General features: G+C 72.4%; 15 protein-coding genes, 1 tRNA gene and 2 pseudogenes. 9 read left to right on the forward strand and 9 right to left on the reverse strand.

Annotated features, from left to right (window positions below):
* Window positions 1–111: 111 nt before the first annotated feature.
* Genes I5E_RS16135 through I5E_RS16145 form a run of 3 tightly spaced genes read right to left on the reverse strand, consistent with a single transcriptional unit; the run spans window position 112 to window position 2,699 of the window.
* A complete protein-coding gene (locus tag I5E_RS16135; RefSeq protein WP_022907893.1) occupies window positions 112–1,464 on the reverse strand; it encodes a Stp1/IreP family PP2C-type Ser/Thr phosphatase in 1,353 nt (450 codons plus the stop codon).
* A 6-nt stretch (window positions 1,465–1,470) separates the two neighbouring features.
* On the reverse strand, window positions 1,471–2,022 hold the full coding sequence (locus tag I5E_RS16140; protein WP_022907894.1) for an FHA domain-containing protein FhaB/FipA: 552 nt from the start codon (window positions 2,020–2,022) through the stop codon (window positions 1,471–1,473).
* A complete protein-coding gene (locus I5E_RS16145; RefSeq protein WP_022907895.1) occupies window positions 2,019–2,699 on the reverse strand; it encodes an FhaA domain-containing protein in 681 nt (226 codons plus the stop codon). Before I5E_RS16145 ends, I5E_RS16140 begins: the two co-directional genes overlap by 4 nt.
* 86 nt (window positions 2,700–2,785) lie before the next feature.
* Here I5E_RS16145 and I5E_RS16150 point away from each other — a divergent pair.
* Window positions 2,786–2,872, forward strand: a tRNA-Leu gene (locus I5E_RS16150).
* A 57-nt stretch (window positions 2,873–2,929) separates the two neighbouring features.
* On the opposite strand, the gene I5E_RS16155 is transcribed toward I5E_RS16150, so the two are convergent.
* Complete coding sequence (locus tag I5E_RS16155) at window positions 2,930–3,370, reverse strand: hypothetical protein (protein ID WP_022907896.1); 441 nt, start codon at window positions 3,368–3,370, stop codon at window positions 2,930–2,932.
* 86 nt (window positions 3,371–3,456) lie between these two features.
* Between I5E_RS16155 and I5E_RS16160 the strand changes: the two genes are divergently transcribed.
* Window positions 3,457–4,125, forward strand: coding sequence for an NUDIX domain-containing protein (locus I5E_RS16160; RefSeq protein WP_022907897.1), 669 nt, complete (start codon window positions 3,457–3,459; stop codon window positions 4,123–4,125).
* Here the strand turns inward: I5E_RS16160 and I5E_RS16165 are convergent.
* Both I5E_RS16165 and I5E_RS26570 read right to left on the reverse strand, forming a co-directional pair.
* Entirely contained in the window at window positions 4,091–4,732 is a 642-nt protein-coding gene (locus tag I5E_RS16165) for a TetR family transcriptional regulator (protein ID WP_031262970.1), read from the reverse strand. The genes I5E_RS16160 and I5E_RS16165 overlap by 35 nt on opposite strands.
* A gap of 20 nt (window positions 4,733–4,752) precedes the next feature.
* Entirely contained in the window at window positions 4,753–4,998 is a 246-nt protein-coding gene (locus I5E_RS26570) for a helix-turn-helix domain-containing protein (protein ID WP_022907898.1), read from the reverse strand.
* An 801-nt stretch (window positions 4,999–5,799) separates the two neighbouring features.
* On the opposite strand from I5E_RS26570, the gene I5E_RS26575 reads away from it, so the two are divergent.
* Window positions 5,800–6,072, forward strand: coding sequence for a hypothetical protein (locus tag I5E_RS26575; protein WP_261974975.1), 273 nt, complete (start codon window positions 5,800–5,802; stop codon window positions 6,070–6,072).
* Here I5E_RS26575 and I5E_RS26580 read toward each other — a convergent pair.
* A pseudogene (locus tag I5E_RS26580) lies at window positions 5,970–6,284 on the reverse strand (PucR family transcriptional regulator ligand-binding domain-containing protein); the annotation flags it as partial. The gene I5E_RS26575 and the pseudogene I5E_RS26580 sit on opposite strands and share 103 nt — an antisense overlap.
* A 92-nt stretch (window positions 6,285–6,376) precedes the next feature.
* Here I5E_RS26580 and gabT point away from each other — a divergent pair.
* The 5 genes from gabT (at window position 6,377) to I5E_RS25680 (ending at window position 11,499) form a co-directional block, all read left to right on the forward strand.
* Window positions 6,377–7,741 carry a 4-aminobutyrate--2-oxoglutarate transaminase gene (gabT, locus tag I5E_RS16175; protein WP_022907900.1) on the forward strand — a complete coding sequence of 455 codons (1,365 nt, stop codon included), beginning with the start codon at window positions 6,377–6,379 and terminating at the stop codon, window positions 7,739–7,741.
* Complete coding sequence (locus I5E_RS16180; RefSeq protein WP_022907901.1) at window positions 7,738–9,282, forward strand: NAD-dependent succinate-semialdehyde dehydrogenase; 1,545 nt, start codon at window positions 7,738–7,740, stop codon at window positions 9,280–9,282. Before gabT ends, I5E_RS16180 begins: the two co-directional genes overlap by 4 nt.
* Window positions 9,279–10,649: a flavin monoamine oxidase family protein gene (locus I5E_RS16185; protein ID WP_022907902.1), complete on the forward strand. Its 1,371-nt coding sequence runs from the start codon at window positions 9,279–9,281 to the stop codon at window positions 10,647–10,649. Before I5E_RS16180 ends, I5E_RS16185 begins: the two co-directional genes overlap by 4 nt.
* Window positions 10,650–10,800: 151 nt before the next feature.
* Entirely contained in the window at window positions 10,801–11,295 is a 495-nt protein-coding gene (locus I5E_RS16190) for a GNAT family N-acetyltransferase (protein WP_022907903.1), read from the forward strand.
* 51 nt (window positions 11,296–11,346) lie between these two features.
* Entirely contained in the window at window positions 11,347–11,499 is a 153-nt protein-coding gene (locus I5E_RS25680) for a hypothetical protein (RefSeq protein WP_022907904.1), read from the forward strand.
* A gap of 22 nt (window positions 11,500–11,521) precedes the next feature.
* Here I5E_RS25680 and I5E_RS16200 read toward each other — a convergent pair whose 3' ends face one another.
* Together I5E_RS16200 and I5E_RS16205 are read right to left on the reverse strand one after the other, a co-directional pair.
* Window positions 11,522–11,974: a hypothetical protein gene (locus I5E_RS16200; RefSeq protein WP_022907905.1), complete on the reverse strand. Its 453-nt coding sequence runs from the start codon at window positions 11,972–11,974 to the stop codon at window positions 11,522–11,524.
* A 68-nt stretch (window positions 11,975–12,042) separates the two neighbouring features.
* Window positions 12,043–12,621 (reverse strand): TetR/AcrR family transcriptional regulator, encoded by a 579-nt coding sequence (locus I5E_RS16205; protein WP_022907906.1) that lies wholly within the window; start codon window positions 12,619–12,621, stop codon window positions 12,043–12,045.
* Between the two features lie 77 nt (window positions 12,622–12,698).
* Here I5E_RS16205 and I5E_RS23830 point away from each other — a divergent pair.
* Window positions 12,699–13,467 (forward strand): annotated as a pseudogene (locus I5E_RS23830) (SDR family NAD(P)-dependent oxidoreductase); the annotation flags it as partial.

Genomic DNA, 13,467 nt, shown 5'->3' on the forward strand with positions numbered 1-13,467 from the left:
CGCAGATGCCGCACGCGATCACCAGCAGCACGAGCTCGAGGTTGCGGGCGCGCGCGGGCTCCCGCAGCTTGATCGTGATCGCCTGCGTGAAGGACTGGGCGGTGGCGCTGCTCATCGCTTCGCCCCGGGAGACGGTGACGGCGACCCGGTCGAGGACGACGAGGGCGTCGGCGACGGCGAACTGCCGTCACCGCCGGTGCCGGCCTGGTCCTGTCCGGTCGCCGCGGCCTTGCGCAGGCGCTCGACGATCTCGCGCGCGTCGTCGAGCGACTGCGCGTTGATGGTGGAGCGGACGTTCTCGCGGGTGTAGTCCGGCAGTCCGGACACCGAGATGTCGGTGTCCTCGTACACGTCGGACAGGGCGATCGGACCGATCGACTGCTGGACGCCCTTGTAGATCGCGACCGAGCCGCGGTCGGTCCCGACGTAGTAGTGGTCCTGGATGATCCGCCAGCCGAGGAACACGGCACCGACGAGGACGGCGACCGCCACGACGAGCGCGATCGTCCACGAGACCCGGCGACGGATGCGCCGACGGCGGTCCTCGGCGATGAGTTCGGCGAAGAACTGGTCGGACTCCGGTTCGAAGTGCGAGTCCTCGGGGGCCGTCGTGACCTTGAGCGGGTGGAGCAGGATCGTGGGGAGGCGGATCGGCTTGCGTCCGGTCGACGCCTCGAAGGTGAGCGGGGCCGCGGCGGAGCCCACGGTCGTGGCCGCGTCGTCGTCGTCCTCGGGCTCGGTGTCCGTGACGTCCATGACGACGACGGTGACGTTGTCGGGCGCGCCGTGGTCGAGCGTCTCCTTCACGAGGCGCTGCGTGACCTGGTTCGCGTCCATGTTCGACGCGAGCGCGTGCCGGATGCGCTCTTCTGCGAGGTACGACGACAGCCCGTCGGAGCAGAGCAGCCAGCGGTCGCCCGGCTGGATGTCCATGATCGCGGTGTCGACCTCCGGTGCGGCGTCGACGTCGCCGAGCACGCGCATGAGGACGGAGCGACGGGGGTGGACCGCGGCTTCCTCCGGGGTGATCCGGCCGCTGTCCACGAGACGTTGCACGAAGGTGTGGTCGGAGGTGATCTGCTGCAGCTCGCCGTCGCGGTGCCGGTAGATGCGCGAGTCGCCGATGTGCGCGATGGCGACCTGTTCGCCGACGCGGATCATCGCGGACACCGTCGTGCCCATGCCCGTGAGCTCCTGGTGTTCGAACACCGTCTCGGTGATGAGCTGGTTCGCGGCGATGAGCGCCGACTGCAGCGCGAACTCGGCGTCGTGTGCCGACGGGAACTCGCGGTCGACCTCCCGGATGCGCCGGATCGCGATCGCCGAGGCGACGTCGCCCCCGGCGTGCCCGCCCATGCCGTCGGCCACCGCGAACAGGTGCTGCCCGGCGTAGCCGGAGTCCTGGTTGTTCGCGCGGATGCGTCCGACGTGGGACACAGCGGCGCTCAGCGTGCGAGCGGTCATCCCGGGTTACCGCCGCAGCTCGAACGTCGTCGTCCCGATCGTGATCGGCGTCCGCTCGGCCACGGTCACGGGAGCGGTCACCTTCTGACCGTTGACGAACGTGCCGTTCGTGGACTCGAGGTCGGTGAGCACCCAGCCGTCGGCCCGGAGGTCGAGGCGGGCGTGGTTGGTGGACGTGTAGTCGTCCCGGATGACGACGTTGGACTCGCTCGAGCGGCCGATCGTGATCGGTCCGCCGCCGAGCGGCATCTCCATGCCCTCGCGCGATCCCTCGGTGATCACGAGGCGGGTCGCAGCCGGCGTGGCGGGCTGCTGCGCGCCTCCTGGCTGACCGATGAGGTCGGTGAAGGCCCCTGCGGACGCGGCGGCCGGAGCCGCTGCCGCGGGGACGACCGGGGTCGTCGGACCGGACGCACCGGCCTTCGGATCGGTGGGGATCGTGCGCACGCGCTGGCCGAACAGGTCGCTCCGCAGGGCGAAGACGATCACGAACACGAACAGCCAGAGCACCGCGAGGAACGCGAAGCGCAGGACGAGCAGGGTCAGCCCTGTGGTCACCTGGCACCTCCGTCGTTCTCGGGTATCACCCGGAACACCATACGGGTACGACCGATCTCGATCGTGGAATCCGGCTCCACGATCGCCTGCTGGAAGCGCTCACCGTTCAGCTTCGACCCGTTCGTCGACCCGAGGTCGTTGGCCTGGGCGTGCTTGCCGTCCCAGATGACCTCGACGTGCTTCCGGCTCGTCCCGGTGTCGGCGACGGTGATGTCGGCGTCCGTCCCGCGGCCGATCACGGTGCGCCCGCGCTGCAGCTTGTGCCGCTGTGAACCGATGTCGAGCACCGCGACCCACGCGACGTCGCGCTGCACGGTCGTCGAGTCGATCTGCAGGATCCCGGTGGAGAGCGTGCCGTCCTGCTGCAGGCGGATCGTGACCGGTCCGGAGAAGGAGTAGTTCTGCGCGACGGCGTGCTGCTGCACCATCTGCGAGAGCTCGTCGACGAGCGGTCGGCCGATGTCGTTCATCCGCGTGTAGTCCGGCGGCGCGAGGCGCACGGTGAACTCGTTCGGCACGAGGATGCGTTCGCGTGAGACGACGGCAGCTTTGGTGTCGAGCTCGCGGCGGAGTGCGCTCGAGATCTCGACGGGCTGCACGCCGGAGCGGAAGGTCTTCGCGAACGCGCCGTTCACGGCGCGCTCCAGCCCTCGCTCGAAGCTGTCCAACAGGCCCATGGGTCTCCAGTGTTCTCGGTCGTCGACCTCTGCATGGTAGTGGTTGGCGTCTGGCAGCGTCTGTGCGTGGTAGTGTTCTCGGGCTGGCGCGAGTGGCGGAATTGGTAGACGCGCACGGTTCAGGTCCGTGTGCTGGAAACGGCGTGGGGGTTCAAGTCCCCCCTCGCGCACCAGGCAACGGAGAAGGCCCCCGGAGTGATCCGGGGGCCTTCTCGCGTTCCGTGGCGGCGTCAGTCCCGCGGGTGGTCGGGATCCGCCGGCCTGGAGGCGCGGCTCGGCTCGGCACCTTCGGCGCGCCGGAAGAAGGGGCGCGCGCTGGGCAGGAACAGCAGCACCGCGGCGACGACCGAGAGCAGGATCAGCGCGGTGGAGAGGCCGCCGTCGCTGATGCTCAGGACCGCGCGGAGCGCGGCGATCGCGACGAGGACGATGCGGGCGACGGCCGATCCGCGGAGGACCAGGAACGTCGCGGCGGCCACCAGGGCCCAGACGACGAACGACAGCACGATCGCGAGGGCGCCGCCGAACCCGGTCAGTCCCGACCCGGACACCGAGACGACGACGGTGGAGACGACGCCGACGACCAACCACACGGCCCAGAGGACGACCGCCGTCCGGACGACCGGGGGTGGGGTCCGGCGCGATCGCCTGAGGTGGTTCGTCGTCGTCATGGTCGCCCCGTCCCCGCCGCTCCCTGGTGCGGCGTGACGATCGTACCGGCGGCCTCGGCGCCGGGGCGGGACGCTAGCGTGGCGGCGTGGACGACGCGCGCACGACCGACCCCCGACCCGGCACCTCCGTCCCGGACGCCCGCGGCCGCACCGGCCTCGACGCCGTCGGACGTGGTCTCGACCGCAACCCGGACGTGGTCGTCCGCGACGTCGAGGTCGTGTCGGACGGCTGGCACGTGCTCCGCCGCACCACGCTCGACGTCCGGCGCCGTGACGGTCGCTGGGACCGGCAGCAGCGCGAGACGTACGACAGGGGCAACGGTGCCGCCGTGCTGCCGCACGACCCCGAGCGCGACACCGTGCTGCTCACCCGCCAGTTCCGCTGGCCCGCAGACGTCAACGGGCACCCGGACGGGATGCTCGTCGAGGCGGCCGCAGGGCTCCTCGACGAGGACGACCCGGAGACGGCCGTGCGACGCGAGGCGACGGAGGAGCTCGGGATCCGGCTCGGCGTCCTCACGAAGGCCTTCGACGCGTTCATGAGTCCGGGGTCCGTGACCGAGCGCGTGCACGGGTACGTCGGCGCCTACTCACCCGCCGACCTCATCGACGCGGGCGGTGGGCTGGAGGACGAGGGCGAGGACATCGAGGTGCTCGAGGTCCCGCTGGACGAGGCGCTGGCGATGGTCGCGGACGGTCGGATCGCCGACGGGAAGACGATCATGCTCCTGCAGTGGGTGGCGCTGCGGCGCTGAGGGCTGCGTCGTCGAGCCCGACGGCGCGGGCGATCGTCGTGCGGACGAGGCCCTCGCGCGTCGGCCGGTCGAGGTAGTCCACCAGGGCGTACCCGTTCGTGGCGTCCACGAGCGCGAACAGCAGGCGTCCGACCGCGTCCGGGTCGTCGGTGCGCATGACCCCGGCGCGCACGCCGTCGCGGACCACGCCGGTGGCGAGGGCCTGCCAGTCGTCCATGACCTCGCGGGCGGCGGTCGCGAGCGCCGCGTTCGTCCGGCCGAGGCTCCACGCGTCGGCCCACAGTGCGGCGACGTCGTCGCGGGCCGGGTCGGCGATGCACGCGAGCAGGGTCGCCAGCCGTCCGACCGGGTCGGCCCCCTCGCGCACGATCCGGGCGACCTCGGCCACCTCGGTGCTCGCGACGGTGCGGAAGGTGTCGCCGACGAGGTCCTCCATCGCCGGGCGGTAGTGCGCCACGAGGGACGGCGCCACACCGATGGCCGCGGCGACCCCGCGCAGGGTCACGGCAGCGAGGCCCTCGGCACGGGCGACGGCGACGGCCGCCTCGGCGATCTGGGCGTCCCGCTCGGCCGGGCTCAGGCGCCGGCGGGTCGGTGTGGTCGACACGACGCCAGCCTAGGCGCGGCTCACGCGCCGTCGACGACGAACGCCGCCCAGAGGTCGGCGCGGGTCGCGAACACCGACAGGTCCCGGTCGAGGAGCCGTCCGGCGTGCTCGACCCGGGCGCGTGCGGTGTGCCGGTGGATGCCGAGGGCCTGTGCGGTGCGGTCGTACTCGCAGTTCTGCTCGAGCCAGGCCCGCACGGTGCGGGTGAGCTCGGTCCCGGCCGTCCGGTCGTGGTCAACGAGGGGTGCGAGGAACGCGCGGGCCACGGCACCGGCTCGACGTCCCCGTGGGCGAGGTGGGCGAGCACCCCCTCGCGGGCGAGGTCGCCGAACTCGGTGGTGCCCGGGCGTCCCTGACGGCGTCGGTCGAGCGCCTGCACGGCCTCGGTCCGGGCGCGGCCGAAGTACCGGTAGGAGGCGCCGTCCGAGAGCCCGGCGTGCAGGTCGAAGCGGTCCACGAGCTCCTCGACGATCCCGGTGTCCTCGGCGCCGACGCACAGGAAGAGCTCGTCGTCCGTCGCGAAGAAGAGCTGCCCGGGGCGGTCCTGCACCCAGAGTTCGAGCAGGTCCACCACGGTGTCGAGGTCCTGGTCGGGGACGTCCACGGCGGCGATCCGGACGGGCTCCGGCGGCAACGGTCCCCACACCTCGCGCGAGGTCGAGTCCACCACGGCGGGGTCGCCCACCGACAGCATCGTCAGGAGTCCGGTGCGGAGGAGCCCTCGCGCACGGGCGAGCTCGCGGTTCTGCTGCAGTGCGAGACCGGCCAGCGCGATCACCGCGGTCACGACCTCGCGGCCGGCCCGGTCGAGCGTCCCGCCGTTCGCGATCGCGAGGACGCCGCTGAGGTGTCCGCCGCTTCCGAGCGTCTGCAGCGTGAACCCGGTGCGGTGCTCGGTCGTCACCGGCAGGCTCGCACGCGCACCGGCACGGAGCAGCCGGAGCGATTCGGCCCGGAGCACCTCGAGGTCCTCGGTCGTGACGCCCGCTGCCGGGTGTCCACGGTCGAGCCGCCCGGAGAGGTCGAACAGTCCGACCCACCCGTCGAGCTGCCGGGACAGCTCGGCGATGGTCGCCCCGAGGCCGTCCGGACGCATGGCCGCGAGCGAGATGGCGCGCTGTGCGGCGAGGGCCCAGGCGTTCCGGGCGTTGGCGTCCCGGGCGACGGCGTCCGCGTTCGCCTGCGCGACGGCGATGAACGAGGTCGCGTACGGCACCTCGAAGAGTGCGAGCCCCTGCTCGGTGCAGGCGTCGACCAGCTGTGGCGGGGTGCCGGTGCGCACGACCTCGTCGCCGAACCCGAGCGCGACCACGCCCCGGCGCACCAGTCGGGCGACGTAGGCGTCGGCGACCTCAGCCGTGACCTCGGTGTCCACGCCGAACTGGGTGCCCGTGGTGAGCAGTCCCTGCCCGTCCGCGAGGAACGGCGTCGGGTCCTCGAGGTCCGAGCTGTGCAGCCAGGACAGTGGCGCGTCGAGGGCCGCGTCGGTCGCCGTGAGGAGCCGGAGCCGCAGGTCGGCGCGGTGCAGCAGGGAGCGCAGGGTCGCGGGCATGGGTGCACCCTATCCCTCGCGTCGATCGGGGTGGCCGTCGGTGTACACGATGGACAGCCCCGCCGTGGGCGGGTGGCTCCTACGATCGCCGCATGTCCTCCACCGCTGCACCCTCGACCAGCGCCGCCACGGGTGGCCCCTCGCTGCCGCAGGAACGGCGGCTCGTCACCGAGGTGCCGGGTCCCCGCTCCCGAGCGCTCCTCGAACGGAAGGCCGCCGCCGTCGCGTCCGGTGTCGGGGTCGCGGTGCCGATCGCGGTCGTCGCGGCCGGTGGCGGCGTGGTCGTCGACGCGGACGGCAACTCGCTCGTGGACCTCGGCTCCGGGATCGCCGTGACGAGCGTCGGCAACGCGCACCCCGGCGTCGTCGCCGCCGTGCAGGAGCAGGTCCAGGCGTTCACCCACACGTGCTTCACCATCGCCGCCTACGACGGGTACGTCGAGGTCGCCGAGGCGCTCAACCGGCTCACCCCCGGTGGCCACGCCAAGAAGACCGCCCTGTTCAACTCCGGCGCCGAGGCGGTCGAGAACGCGGTGAAGATCGCTCGCAAGCACACCGGTCGGCAGGCGATCGTGGTGTTCGACCACGCCTACCACGGCCGGACGAACCTGACGATGGCGCTCACCGCGAAGAACCAGCCCTACAAGAACGGCTTCGGTCCGTTCGCCCCCGAGGTCTACCGCGTCCCGATGTCGTACCCGTTCCGCGACGGCGGGCTGTCCGGGGTCGAGGCCGCGAAGCGCGCGATCACGCAGATCGAGAAGCAGGTCGGCGCCGAGAACACCGCCGCGGTGCTCGTCGAGCCGATCCAGGGCGAGGGCGGCTTCGTCGTGCCGGCCCCCGGCTTCCTCGCCGCGCTGTCGGAGTGGACCACCGCGAACGGCGTCGTGTTCATCGCCGACGAGGTGCAGACCGGCTTCGCCCGCACCGGCGCGATGTTCGCGAGCGAGCACGAGGGCATCGTCCCCGACGTCGTGACGACCGCGAAGGGCATGGCCGGCGGGATGCCGCTGTCCGCCGTCACCGGGCGTGCGGAGATCATGGACTCCGCCCACGTCGGCGGGCTCGGCGGCACCTACGGCGGCAACCCGGTCGCGTGCGCCGCAGCGCTCGCCGCGATCCACGCCTTCGAGCACGACGGGCTGGTCGAGCGCGCGGCGGCGATCGGCGACGTGCTGCTCGGACGGCTCCGCGCCGCACAGTCGACCGACCCCCGCATCGGCGACGTCCGTGGCCGCGGTGCCATGGTCGCGATCGAGCTCGTCGACCCGGCCACCGGCGAACCCGACGCCGCGCTCACCGGCCGTGTGGTCAAGTACGCGTACGAGCACGGCGTGATCGTGCTCACCGCGGGGACGTACGGCAACGTCCTCCGCTTCCTCCCCCCGCTCGCGATCGACGACGCCCTCCTCGGCGAAGGCCTGGACGTCGTCCTGGAAGGACTCGCCGCAGCATGACCGACACCCGTACCGACCACACCAGCCAGGGCACCCACGGCACGACCGGCCGCTCCGACGCCGAACGCGCGCTCCTCGCGAAGGTCCCCACGGGCCTCCTGATCGACGGCACCTGGCAGCCGGCGGCCGACGGCGCGACGTTCCCCGTCGTCGACCCGTCGACCGGCGAGACCCTCCTCGAGATCGCCGATGCAACCCCCGAGGACGGTGTCCGTGCGCTGGACGCGGCCGTCGCCGCCCAGCAGGCGTGGGCGGCAACGCCGCCGCGGCAGCGTGCCGAGGTCCTGCGGAGGGCGTTCGACCTGCTGCAGGAACGCCGTGCCGACTTCGCCCTCCTCATGACGCTCGAGATGGGCAAGCCCCTCGCGGAGGCGAACGGCGAAGTGACCTACGGCGGCGAGTTCCTCCGCTGGTTCTCCGAGGAAGCCGTCCGGATCGGTGGCTCGTACGGCACCAACCCGGAGGGCTCCGGTCGGGCGATCGTCACGCACAAGCCCGTCGGGCCGACGTTCCTCATCACCCCGTGGAACTTCCCGCTCGCGATGGCGACGCGCAAGGTCGCGCCGGCGCTCGCCGCGGGCTGCACCGCGGTCGTGAAGCCCGCCGAGCTCACCCCGCTCACGACCCTGCTCTTCGCGGACCTCCTGCTCGAGGCGGGCGTCCCCGCCGGCGTCGTCAACGTCGTCCCGACGAGCCACGCCGGTGCGCTGTCCGAACCGATCATCAGCGACCCCCGACTCCGGAAGCTGTCGTTCACGGGGTCGACACCCGTGGGCCGGACGCTCCTGGCGCAGGCCGCGCAGAACGTCCTCCGCACGAGCATGGAGCTCGGCGGCAACGCTCCGTTCCTCGTGTTCGAGGACGCCGACCTCGACCTCGCGGTGGAGGGCGCCCTCGCGGCGAAGTTCCGGAACACCGGCCAGGCCTGCACCGCCGCCAACCGGTTCCTCGTGCACGAGGCCGTCGCCGACGACTTCGCGGACCGGCTCACGGCGCGCGTCGAGGCGATGACCGTCGGACGCGGCACCGAGGACGGCGTCGCCATCGGCCCGCTCATCGACCAGCGCGCCGTGGACAAGGCCGACCGACTCGTCACGGACGCCGTCGAGCGCGGCGCGACCGTGCGGACCGGCGGGCGAGCGGTGGACGGGCCGGGCACGTTCTACGCACCGACCGTCATCACCGGCGTGCAGCCCGGCAGCGACCTGCTGCAGGACGAGATCTTCGGGCCGGTCCTCGCGATCAGGACGTTCTCGACCGAGGACGAGGCGATCGACGCGGCGAACGACACCGAGTACGGGCTCGTCGGCTACGCGTTCACCGAGGACCCCGCCCGCGGACAGCGGCTGATGGAGCGGCTCGAGACGGGCATGCTCGGCCTCAACACCGGCATCGTGTCGAACGCGTCGGCGCCGTTCGGCGGGGTCAAGCAGTCCGGACTCGGTCGCGAGGGCGGCGGGGAAGGCCTGCACGAGTACCTCGAGACCATGTACACGCTGACGCCCGACCCGTTCGGGCGTACGAAGGGAGCACAGCGATGACCATCGAGAAGGACGTCGTCGTCATCGGTGCCGGGGTGACCGGCCTCATCGCCGCGGACCGCCTCGTCGCCGAGGGCAGGACGGTGGCGGTGCTCGAGGCCCGCGACCGCGTCGGTGGACGCACGTGGACGAACGACATCGAGGGCGTGACGCTCGAGATCGGCGGGCAGTGGGTGTCCCCGGACCAGACCGCGCTCCTCGAGACGCTCGACGACCTCGGCCTCGAGACCTACGACCGGTACCGGGAGGGCTCGAGCGTCTACATCGACCAGCACGGCTCCCGCACCGAGTACACCGGCGACATCTTCCCGCTGCCCGAGGCCACCGCGACCGAGATCGAGCGGCTCGTGGCCGTCGTCGACGAGTACGTCGCGAAGGTCGATCCGTCGCGCCCCTGGGAGACCCCGGACGCGGCGGCGCTCGACGAGGTCTCCTTCCGCGAGTGGCTCCGCCGGCTGAGCGACGACCGGGTCGCGACCGAGAACGTCGAGCTGTTCATCGCCGGCGCCATGCTGACGAAGCCCGCGCACACGTTCTCGGCGCTGCAGGCGCTGCTCATGGCGGCCTCCGCGGGGAGCTTCTCGAACCTCGTCGACGCCGACTTCATCCTCGACAAGCGCGTCGTCGGCGGGATGCAGCAGGTCTCCGAGCGGCTCGCCGAGCGGCTCGGCGCCGACGTCCACCTGAACGCCCCGGTCCGCACGCTGCGCTGGGACGACGAGGGGGTCGTCGCGCTCGCCGACGGCGGCATCGAGGTCCGTGCCCGCCAGGCGCTCGTGGCCGTGCCACCGCCCCTGTACTCGCGCATCTCCTACGAGCCGCCGCTGCCCCGCCGGCAGCACCAGCTCCACCAGCACCTGTCGATGGGCTTCGTCATCAAGGTGCACGCCGTCTACGACCGGCCGTTCTGGCGGGGCGCCGGGCTGTCCGGGACCGCGTTCAGCCCGTACGAGCTCGTGCACGAGGCATACGACAACTCCATGCACGGCTCGGAGCAGGGAACGCTCGTCGGGTTCGTCTCCGACCAGCACGCCGACGACGTCTTCGCGCTGTCGACGGCGGACCGCAAGGCCCGGGTGCTCGACTCCCTCGCGCACTACTACGGCGACGAGGCACGTCGTCCGGTCGTCTACTACGAGAGCGACTGGGGCACCGAGGAGTGGACCCGTGGCGCGTACGCGGCGAGCTTCGACCTCGGTGGACTCGTCCGCTACGGCGCCGACCAGCGCGCGGCGGTCGGACCGATCCGCTTCGCGTCGAGCGACCTCGCCGGACACGGGTACCAGCACGTGGACGGGGCGGTGCGGATGGGCCGCGAAGCGGCCGCCGATATCCTCGCGGCCCTGCCGCAGCCGGCGGTGCAGTAGACCCACGGCGAGACGGACGGGAGGCGCGGTGCGAGCCCGCATCGTCCCTCCCGTCACGGCCGTCGTGCCGCTGGCGCGTCACGACGGAACCGGCGGGTGGGGCCCTCCTCCCGTCCGTCATCGGTGTGGGTCCGCTCGGTACGGTCGTCCCATGGGAGACCAGCACGACGAGGCCGTGGCGATCCACCCGGCGACCGCCGCCGACGCCGAGGGGATCGCGCGCGTGCACACCACGTCGTGGCGCGAGACCTACGGCCGGTTCGTGGACGATCCGGACAGCAACCCGTGGTTCGACCTGGGACGGCGACTCGAGATGTGGCGCGGGAACCTCGCCCAGAGGGCGTTCGACGCCGTCGTCGCCGAGGACGCCACGGGGATCGTCGGCTTCGCCGCGGTCCAGCCGACGTCGGAACCCGACGCCGTGCGGCCGGAGGAGCTCACCATGCTCTACGTGCTCGAGCGTGCCCACGGGGGCGGAGCCGGTCAGGGCCTCCTCGACGCCGTGCTCGGTGCGCGTCCGGCTTCACTGTGGGTCGCCGAGGACAACCCGCGGGCGCACGCCTTCTACCGACGGAACGGCTTCGTCGCCGACGGCGCGACGTCGAGCTTCGGCCCGATCGACACGACCGTGCGGCTCGTCCGCTGATCGCCCCGCCGCTGGACGGACACCGGACGCAGCGCGCGTACGGTCCGGGACATGACGGACACCAGCGGAACCAGCGACCCCACCGACGCCGAGCGGCAGTACACCGAGGACCTGCCGGACGGCTCGCCCTCGGGCGATGCCACGACGGACCCGGAGCAGGACAGCGACCACGACTCCGGAGGCGAGCCCGCAGACCCCGAGTAGCGCGGTCTGGTCCGCGCCGGCGTCAATCGGCGGCGCGGATGGGTTCGCCGGTGTCAGGATCCCAACCGACGACCCGGGGCTGCGCGACCTTCGGTGCACGGCGGGGTCGCGGCGGGAAGTACCCGCGAGCAGCGGGCAGGTACGGCACGAGCGCGGCGACGGCGCCCAGTGCGCCGTTCACGGTGGTGAGTCCGTACGGCGGCAGGAGCGCGCCGATGGCTCCGACCACACCGAGCACGGCCATCCAGAACCGCGCGCGTCCGGAGCCACGACCGACGCGGAGTGCACCGAACACGAACCAGGCGAGGAGCGCCAGCCCGACGACGAACGGCACCAGGGTCCAGGGGCCACCGGACGACACCGTCCCGGGCAGGTCCACGAGCCGTGCGACCAGGTCGCACGCGAACAGCACGAGCCAGAGCACGACGGCAGCGGTCACGAGGACGGGGCGGGAAGTCGGGGAACCGGTGGTCACGTGGTGATCCTAGAGCTGGAGTTGCGCTGCGCACCACGGAGTGAGTCCGCTGGTCGGGCGGCCGGACCTCAGACTCCGACGAGCCGCTCGGCCGCCGCACGCGCGGCCGCCGCCCAGGGCCTGGACGGGTCGGCCTGCGCGCTCGCCATCGCGCCGTCGTAGAGCAGGCAGAGCTGCAGTGCCGTGCCGTCGGGGTCCCCCGTGCCGGCATCGGTGAGCAGCGACGTGAAGAGGGTCCGGACCCACGCACGGTGCTCGAGTGTCACGTCGTGCGTCGGGTGCCCGGCGCCGTACTCCGCCTCGACGTTGATGAACGGGCAGCCGCGGTACCCCGGCGCTTCGAACCACTCCCCGAGCAGGTCGAACACCGCCAGGACGTGGTCGCGCGGCGTGCTGCCACGCTCGGGGAGCTCGACCGCGACGTGCTCCTGCCACGACCGGCTCCGACCCTGGAGGTAGCCGAGCACGAGGTCGTCCTTCGTCCGGAAGTGCGTGTAGAGGCTCGCCTTCGAGATGTCCGCCTCGGCAGCGACCTGGTCCACCCCGACCGCGTGGATCCCCTGCTCGTAGAAGAGCCGGTCGGCGGTGGCGACCGCACGCTCGTACGCGGGGCGGCGGCGCGTGCGGCCGGTCGTGGTTTCGGACATGGTTTGACTTTACTGCACTGATCTGTACAGTTACCTGCACCGTAACCAAACCGATCTGTTCAGTTAGGACATCGACCATGACCACCACCGCCCTCGTCACCGGATCCACCAGCGGCATCGGCCGCGCCACCGCCGAACGCCTCGCCGCCCAGGGGATGCACGTCGTCGTCTCCGGCCGGAACGCCGAGCGGGGTGACGAGGTCGTGCGGGGGATCCGGGCTGCCGGCGGCGCGGCCGACTTCGTCCGAGCTGACCTGCGCGACGCCACCAGCGCGAAGGAGCTCGCCGAGGCGGCCCTCGCGATCGGTGACGGGCGGGTCGACGTGCTCGTCAACAGCGCGGGCATCTTCCCCTTCGGTGCCACGGCTGACACCACCTCGGACGGTTTCGACGAGGTGTACGACATCAACGTGAAGGCGCCCTACTTCCTGGTCGCCGCCCTCGCGCCGGGGATGGCCGAGCGCGGCGCGGGCGCGATCGTGAACGTCACGACGATGGTCGCGGAGTTCGGAGCGGCGGGCATGGGCCTGTACGGCTCGACGAAGGCTGCGCTCGTCCTGCTGACGAAGTCGTGGGCGGCCGAGTTCGGCCCCGCCGGTGTCCGCGTGAACGCCGTGAGCCCCGGCCCGACCCGGACCGAGGGCACGGCGGCGATGGGGGAGAGCCTCGATCAGCTCGCCGCGGCCGGTCCCGCCGGCCGTCCGGGCACCGCCGGCGAGATCGCCGAGGCGATCGTGTTCCTCGCGACGGATGCAGCGTCCTTCGTGCACGGCGCGGTCCTGCCGGTGGACGGTGGCCGGATCGCGGTCCGNCGGGANCCGNNGNNGGNCGGNAGNNNCNGNNNNA

The sequence above is a fragment of the Curtobacterium sp. B18 genome (assembly GCF_000333375.1).
In the GTDB taxonomy this organism is placed as follows: Bacteria; Actinomycetota; Actinomycetes; order Actinomycetales; family Microbacteriaceae; genus Curtobacterium.